This is a genomic window from Armatimonas sp. (genome assembly GCF_964826245.1).
In genome coordinates this window covers 1-8,254 of sequence record NZ_CBAYMC010000201.1, presented here as the reverse complement: position 1 = coordinate 8,254, position 8,254 = coordinate 1, and the positions used below count along the sequence as shown (strand labels likewise).

Genomic DNA, 8,254 nt, shown 5'->3' with positions numbered 1-8,254 from the left:
CATCGCGGTGGTTCTCCGCCCACTCCCCGGACTCGGCGATTCCGCGCACGAGGTCTTTGACAAGCGCGGGTTTCTGAGCGATCAAGCGATCCGAGACAACGAGCACACACGAGATAAACTGCGGCCAGATGTCTTTTGCCTTGTAGAGCACCCGCCCCACACCGGTCACTTCGGCTTTGGCGGCGTGAGGCTCTCCCACAAAGTAGCCTGCGATACTCCCTGCGGCAAGCGCGGCGGGCATCTGCGGGGGCGGTAGCTCCTTGAAGATCAGATCGCCTTCTGCCATGCCTTCTTTCTCCATCAAGTAGCGGATCACGAGGTACTGGTTGGAGGCTTTGTTGGGGATGGCAAATGTCTGTCCCTTGAGATCTTTGAGGCTCTTGGCAGTGCTGTTCTTAGCGACAATGACGGTGGAGCCATCGCGGTGACCAAGATAGACAATATGGCAAGGCACACCTTGCTCGCGCAGTACCATGGCAAGCGGTGCGATCATAAACGTCGCATCAAGCCGGCCCGCCTTAAAGGCATTGGCAACATCGGGCCAGGAGAGAAACTTCTCCGACTCATAGTGCGCCGTGGAGCTAGTGCGCGAGGCGAAGTCCGTCACCGGGCAAGTCAGATGGCACGTGACAGGCAGAAAGCCAACTTTTAGATCCTCACGAGCCGCTATGTTAGGGCTAGAGCTGGTTGGGGGAGTTGCAGGTTTCGGGCAACCCGCGAGGAGCGGGACTCCCAGGAGACACAAAAAAGCACGGCGAGTAGGCATAGGGATATGCTACCGTCCCTCGCGGCGCTTGGCGATAGTGAACATTCGAGGGCAGGGTACTCAGTCAATAATGACCAGAGTTCCCTGAAGACTGATCCACACTCCGTCTTTTCTAGAAAGCATCGTGGAGAGAGTATAAACTAACCCACAGAAATCTTCAAGTGTGAATACTGATGCTTGTTATTTTTCAGTGAGGAGAGAAATTTTGGGACTGGCAAAGAGCTGTGCAGGAGCGGGAGAGTTGGGCGTTAGCAGAGTCTGATCGCGGCGGGGACCGATGGAGACGAAGCGGGCAGGAACCCCGGCAAGCAGCTCGACGCGGCGGACATAGGCCTGGGCATTGGCCGGGAGGTCTTCAAAGCGCGTGACGTTGTCTATGGAGTCCTCTGGCCAGCCTGGAAGCGCCTCGTAGACCGGCTCGCAGCCGTCCATCAGGCAGACATCTCCTGCAGGAAAGTGCTTGAGCAGGACACCGTTTTTGGTATAGCCGACGCAGATATTGATCGTCTCAAAGCCCGCGAGAACATCTAAGTGCCCAATACAGATTCCCGTGAGGCCATTCACCCGCGCGGCGTACTGGAGGGCAAAGCCATCCAGCCAGCCAATACGGCGAGGACGGCCTGTGGTGGTGCCGTACTCATTGCCACGCTCGCGGATTTTATCGCCCCGCTCATCCAGCAGCTCAGTAGGGACGGTTCCCGCCCCGACCCGGCTGGTGTAGGCTTTCACCACGCCTAGAATCTCGCTGATGGCGGTGGGAGGGACGCCCGTGCCGATACACGCGCCGCCGGAGATCGGGTGGGAGCTGGTCACAAACGGGTAGGTTCCGCCATCAATGTCGAGCATGGTGGCCTGTGCTCCCTCAAAGAGGATACGCTTATTGGCTTCCAGTGCCTCGCCTGCGAGTGCCTGCGTGTCACAGACATAGCGGGCCAGCTTCTCGCCGAGCGGGGTGAGCTCGGCAATCAGCGCCTCAAGCTCCACGGCCTCTGCCTCAAAGACTTTAGTCAGAATGGCATTCTTCAGTGGCAGGGCAGCCGTCAAGCGCTCACGCAGGCGCTTGGGATCAATCAGATCGCCCATTCGCACCCCGACACGGCTCGCCTTGTCGGCATAGCACGGCCCGACACCGCGCCCCGTCGTCCCAATCGCACCCGCCCCCTTGAGCTTCTCTTCGAGCTGATCCAGCAGGCGGTGGTAGGGAAGAATCACATGGGCGTTGTGGGAGATTCGCAGGTTGCTCGTGTCAATTCCCACGCCCTGAAGGGTCTCGATCTCGCGCACCAGAGTGGCGGGGTCAATGACCATCCCATCGGCCATGATGGAGAGAGTTTTCGGGTTGAGAATCCCGGAGGGGATCAGGTGGAACTTGTAGGTGCTCTCGCCCACATGAACCGTGTGGCCTGCATTGGGACCGCCCCCGTAGCGGATTACCAGCTCCGCATCTTGTGCGAGGAGATCTACCAGCTTACCCTTTGCTTCGTCTCCCCAGTGCGTCCCCACGACCACTACCGCGCCCATAGACAACCTACTCCCCCCATGAAAAAAAAAGGATAGCGAGCCGCTATCCTACATAAGGATTCCGTTTGCGCTCTCACGCACCAAGATTGTATCACGACTCGGCTCCGAAGAACGCAGCGACCCGATCAATTTGATCGGTTTTTGGGCAGGGAGGAAGGGCATCGAGTAACTTTCTGCCGTAGGCCTTGCTCCAGAGCCGGGCATCCAAGATGGCGACCACCCCCCGGTCGGTTGTCGTTCGCAGTAAGCGCCCAAAGCCCTGCTTGAGGCGCAGCTCGGTTACAGGCAGGCTGAACTCATTAAAGGCATCGCCGCCTGCTGCTTTGATGCGCTCCTCACGGGCACGTAGCGGCGGCGAGTCCGGAGTGGGGAAGGGGAGCTTATCCAAGATCACTAGAGAGAGCGCCTCCCCCGGCACATCCACGCCTTCCCAGAAGCTACTCGTGCCTAGGAGAACGCCATTGCCCGCCTTGGTGAAGCTCTCGACAAGCCGTGCATTGGGAGCCTCGCCCTGCGCAAAGATCGGGTACTCCAGGCTCTGCTTGAGGCGCTCTTTGGCCAGTGAGAGCATCCGGTGCGACGTGAACAAGACAAACGTCCGGCCCTTGGCAAGCTTGATGAGATTCTGCACCTCAAAGAGCATCCGCTCCGCGTAGATATCCGTGTTGGCGGGAGGGCCAAGCTGGCGTGGAATGTAGAGAAGGCTATTTTTCTGGTACTCAAACGGTGAGCCTTGGATGCTCTGGATCGCATTGATCTCCCCCCCGCCCAAAGGGTGCCCGGTGGGGGCTAGGGGGGTGACTAGGCCTAGGCGCTTTGCGGCGTTCTCGAAGCCGCCGCTTGTGGCGAGCGTGGCGGAGACAAACGTGACGCGCTCTAGGCGAGAGTAGAGTGCCTCTTCGAGAGTGGGCGCAGTCTCGTAGGGCGTGCGAACCAGCGTGGTCATCACGCCGCCGCCGCGCAGGGTGCGGTTGTGGTACCAGAGAAAGTAGGAGTCGTCTTGCGGCTCCGTGTGAAAGGCAGAGAGCTCTGTCGAGAGGCGCGTGGCAGTCTTTGCCAGCCCGACCGCTTTCTCTTTCTCCGTCGGCTTCGTGGTTGTCTCGGCGATATTGACTAAGTCTTTGGCGAGAGCATCCAGCGCCACGCCGACCGCATCACGCAGCTCACGGAACTGCGGCGCGTCTACTTCTCGCATAAAGCCTTCGTAGTTGCCTGCAGCCAAGTAGGGGTCCAGCAAGCGCTCGTGAATGGCATCAATGGCCGCGAGCTGGTTGGCCTTGAGCTGAGGCAGGCGCTTGCAGCGTGAGAGCAGGATCGGCACGCGGCGCGAGCTCCACTCCAGACCAAAGGCACGGGTCGCGACATCGTCCACGTGGTGCGCCTCGTCGAAGACCACGGCATCGTAGCTGGGGATCAGACTGGGGCCTTCTGGGTTCTGGCGGCGCAGGCGAAGATCCGCGAAAAAGAGCGCGTGGTTGACCACCAAGAGCCGACACTGCTCGGCATTTTTGCGGGCCTTGTAGTAGAAACACTTGTCGTAGTGGCGGCACTCTCGATGGCGGCAGGTGTCTGGGTGCGCCGCGATCTCGCTCCAGCCGGAGTAGGTGAAGTCAAGCTCCGCCACATCGCCGGTGTCGCTCTCGCTGGCCCAGCGCTGGACATTCTTAAAGGTGGGATCGCCAAAGGTCCAGAGCTCTCCCGAGGCGATCTCCAGCTCCTGCCAGCAGAGAAAGTTCTGGCGCCCCTTGAGCACCGCAGCCTCAATCGGCGACTCCAGCGCGGCTAAGACGGCAGGGATGTCGCGCTCGATAAGCTGTCCCTGAAGACCTAGAGTGTGCGTGGAGATCACCGCACGGCCTTCGGTTTTCTCCAGCCAACGGAGGAGCGGGACGAGATAGGCGAGGCTCTTTCCCACACCGGTTCCTGCCTCTGCTAAGACCGGACGGCTCTGCTCCAGCCCTAGTGCAATCGCCTCCGCCAGTGCTGTCTGCTCCGCACGTGGCGAAAAGCCCGGAAGCCGCTTGCCCAGAGGGCCATTTTTACCAAAGACACGCGAGAGGGAAGCAGACACGATAGCTATTGTATCGTCTGCCTCATACTATTGTTCACTAACGGACAATTGTTTGTGCGTTGGAGTAGAGGTAGTCATCGCCATTGGGATCGGTGGTGAGGGGGGGTGTGGCATCGGCGGTGGAGCGGGCTCCAACCCGGACATAGACCGTGCCGCCACTGGTGCTATCTGCGGGCCAGGGGATGGTGATGAGCCCCTCGCCGCTGGTGACAACAACCGGGCCACGGATACTCTTGCTGCGGAAGTCTGAAAAGGCGGAGAGCTCTACTTGGTACTGGTCGGCTCCGTCTAGCTTGGGAAATCGCACGAGGGCCTCGGTGGCCTGTGGAGTGACACTGGCGATACTGGGGCGAACGAGTGGCGTGGTGGCCACCCCGGGTGCGTTTAAGCTCGTCTCTGCGTAGCTTGTCGCACCACTGGGCTCGATTCGCTGGAAGACGACGCGAACCTGGTAGCGCGTTGTGCCACCAGGACGAAGCGCGGTGTGGTTGCCCGTGCGGGGCGTGAGTGTGGTGCCACTGGCTTCTTGATACGCGAACGTCCCCTCGCTGGTCGTGTCGCGAAAGCTGCGACCGTCTTTGCTGGTGGCCCCAATTCGATCACCGCCCCGGAAGACTTGATATTCGACAATGCGCTGGGCCGAGATATCCAGCGGCGCGGCCCACTGAATCAGCACTTCTGAGGCCGAGTCCGAGGCCAGGGTTGCCCGCGCCGCCACGACGGAGCTTGCCCCTGGATCGCTACTGCCTCCACCGCCTCCACCGCAACCGGCGATAAAGAGAGCAAGAGCAAGGAAGAGGGGCACGCGCATGGGTTTACTCGTTTCCGGTTATCATTCCGACGATATGATAGCCACTATCCACAAACAACGTCTCGCCGGTGATGCCGCGTGACAGATTTGAGCATAAAAACGCCGCCGTGTCCCCAACTTCGTCAATATCAGTGGCTTTGCGCAGAGGCGCGACATCCGCGATTGCTTTATAGAGCCCCGTAAAGCCCGCGATTCCCCGTGCGGAGAGTGTCATGACGGGGCCAGCAGAGATGGCATTGACACGGATTTTCTTCGGGCCAAGCTCACTTGCCAAGTAGCGCACTGAGGATTCCAAGGCCGCTTTGGCGACTCCCATCACGTTGTAGTTCGGAATCACCCGGTCGGCCCCGAGATATGTCAGTGTCAAGATGCTTCCGCCTTCGGTCATCAGCGGCTCTGCGGCACGGGCAGCCGCGACCAGCGTGTAAGCCGAGACATTCATCGCCAGCGCGAAGCCGTCTGCGGAGGTCTGGACAAACGGGTTGGAGAGATCGTCTTTCTTGGCAAAGGCGACCGCATGGATCACGAAATCAAGCTGTCCAAGCGACTCTTTGATGGCCGTATGGAGCGCCTCGACTTGGTCGGGCTGGGTGAGATCACAGCCCTGAATCAGCTTGACCGCATCCCCGAGCTCGGGCGAGAGCTTACGGACATCTTGCTCCTCACGCTCCCCTAAAAACGTGAGTGCTAGTTCAGCTCCCTCGCGTGCCAGCGACTGCGCACAGCCCCAGGCAATGGAGCGCTGGTTGCGCACTCCGTAGATCAGACCCTTCTTACCTTCCAGAAAACCCATTCAAAACCTCATACTTCCCATTAGGGGGTTGCCCCCTTGATCACTACTTCATAGTATATCGTCGCTTTTCCGTCAGGGCCGAGTGTGGTCAGTGGCAAGGTTAGCTCGGTGCCGGTGAGCTTGGCGGCTAGGGGAGTGAGGCGATTACCGCTGGTGTCGAGCCGCCATGCCTCGACTTTTCCGGTGAGCTTTCGGGTGAGCGTGAGGTTGGCTGTCCCGCGCTTTGCTAGGTGGGGGAGAGTGCCCCAGCTCTCTAGGATCCGACGGTTTGAAGTGCTGTAGCGGGCTCCGGTGTTCTGGATGTCCGTCACATGGGCCACCAGCAGGCGTCCACTCTCCGAGACAGGCTTGCCATCCAGAGAGGAAACATAGACCATTGCTTCCGTGCCCTCCGCAGCGATTCGCAGAGGGCCGCACTTGATTGCATCCCCTTCGGGGCAGACACCTCCTAGAGTGCGTGGGGTCACGATCCGGATGGAGCCAAACTGGCCATTGACAAAGACCTCACCCGTCTCCGACTGGCGCTCTTGGGTGTCGAAGTTGGTTCGGTTGCTCTCCGGCAGGCGATTGGTCTGGAAAAGCTGGGCGAGCGCGTCTTTTGACTCTCCCTTGGTCAGGCGCAGCTCTGCGGGGCGGGGCGGGGCAAGGGGGCCGGAGGCATCTTCAATCCACGTTCCGACACGGGTAACCAGGGCCAGCTCCCCAAAACCCGGCGAGACAGCCAGCTCCGGCTTAGTGAGCAGCTCATCGCGGCGTAGGTGGCGTGAGACCGCGCCAGGAGCAGGGCGCACATCCCCGCGCGTGAAGAGCAAGATTCCCGCCCGGTCGCTGGCAAGGCTCACAGGGTCGTTGGCGAGGTCAAAGTAGCTTAGCGCTCCGGGGGCCACTGCCGACTCTTTGCTATGGGAGTAGGCAAAGCGCCAGACTCCATCCCAGTCCTGAAGTCCTGCAGCGGCTCCCATGATCAGTCCACCTTCACTACGGTGAGGATTGGGAGCGGTGTAGTTAAACTCACTGACGGTGAACGGCTTGCCAAAGAGGCGGGTCATCGCGACGTTACTAGGGCCAGTGCCGCCGCTCCCGATGGCACTGGCGCCTTCTTGATAGCCTTCGGAGGGGAGCTGCCAGTCGGTCTCTAGAAAGCGTGGATGATCCCAGTAGAAATGGTTGTCCACAAAGTCTAGGCTGGTGCGCGCCGCCATGAACGCGGGGCTCTCGGACCAGCCGTTCATGTCCGTTAAGAGCGCCTTACAGCCCTGCTCCCGGATAAAAGCTTTCATCTTGGCGTAGCCGCGCTCATGGAGCAGGGTAAAGAAAGCACCTACTTCACGACCCACTTTATCGCTGCCTGCTTGGCGCGGTAAAGCCGCGGGTGCGAGGCCGCGACCCTTGCGCCAGGCTTGCCACTCTTTGTCTAGGAGTGCCATGAGCTCGGGCTTAAAACCTGCGAGGCCATTGGTGAGATTGGACTCGTTGACCACACTGAGCCAGCCAATGGCAGGCTCGTCTTTCCAGGCTAGCTGGGTGTAGGGATTGACATGGTTCAGGAGGGCTTTGGTGAAGTCTTTCCAGTTGCCCAAGGCTGCGTCTGAGACGAAGATCGCGGCTTTAAAGTCGCCCAGTGCGATTGTGTCGGGAACGGGACGTGAGACATAGAGATCGGTCTTGATATAGAGGCCGCGTTTTTTCAGTGCGGCGATCAAGTAGTCCAGCTTGTCGAGTGAGGCGGCGTTTAGGGCCTCGCCATCAAAGTGATGAACTCTGACACTGTTATAGCCCAGCCGCGCCAAGCGCTCGGCCAGCTTGTCCGAGTCAGGCTTCTCCAGATAGTTCGCCCCAAAGCACAGATTGGCTCCCCAGAAGCGCTGCGGCTTCGTGCCCTTCTCAAAACCAAAGTGTCCACCACTCACGACCACCCGCCCAAGCTTTCCGGCGGGGGCATCCAGAAGCGAGGAAAAGTCCAGGGCACTGCCTGGCGTAATCTCCGCGCTGCTCTCGTCCAAAGCGATCCAGTCCTCGCCCGCAGTGATGGTCAGAGGCTCCTCGCGGATCAGGGCGATGGGAGAGGGAAAAGAAATCAGAAGCTCAAAGGTCTCGGGCTGCCCCGCTTTCCAGAGCCGGCCGCCCGCCTCAGGGGACTGCTTGCCAAAGCGCAGCTCCAGCTCGCGTGCATTAAAGGCCCGGTTGTCTTGCAGGAGAGCGGGTTGGTCTTTTGTTTCCACCGAGAGGGTCACACCTTGGCGGGTGAGACTGAGCCCTCCTTCGCCAGCTAAGAGATTGCCTTGCTTGGGA

5 protein-coding genes and 1 pseudogene are annotated in these 8,254 nt (G+C 60.0%); all 6 read right to left on the bottom strand.

Annotated elements, in window-relative coordinates:
- On the bottom strand, positions 1-766 hold a 766-nt coding region (locus AC1XOS_RS16865; RefSeq protein WP_481963390.1), incomplete at its 3' end, for an ABC transporter substrate-binding protein.
- A gap of 180 nt (positions 767-946) precedes the next feature.
- Positions 947-2,287, bottom strand: a complete 1,341-nt coding sequence (locus AC1XOS_RS16860) for an adenylosuccinate synthase (protein ID WP_481963389.1) — start codon at positions 2,285-2,287, stop codon at positions 947-949.
- 91 nt (positions 2,288-2,378) lie between these two features.
- Positions 2,379-4,358 carry an ATP-dependent DNA helicase gene (locus AC1XOS_RS16855; protein WP_481963388.1) on the bottom strand — a complete coding sequence of 660 codons (1,980 nt, stop codon included), beginning with the start codon at positions 4,356-4,358 and terminating at the stop codon, positions 2,379-2,381.
- Between the two features lie 37 nt (positions 4,359-4,395).
- Positions 4,396-5,163 carry a hypothetical protein gene (locus AC1XOS_RS16850; protein ID WP_481963387.1) on the bottom strand — a complete coding sequence of 256 codons (768 nt, stop codon included), beginning with the start codon at positions 5,161-5,163 and terminating at the stop codon, positions 4,396-4,398.
- Between the two features lie 10 nt (positions 5,164-5,173).
- A complete protein-coding gene (locus tag AC1XOS_RS16845) occupies positions 5,174-5,962 on the bottom strand; it encodes an enoyl-ACP reductase FabI (protein WP_481963386.1) in 789 nt (262 codons plus the stop codon).
- A gap of 20 nt (positions 5,963-5,982) precedes the next feature.
- Positions 5,983-8,254 (bottom strand): annotated as a pseudogene (locus tag AC1XOS_RS16840) (hypothetical protein); the annotation flags it as partial.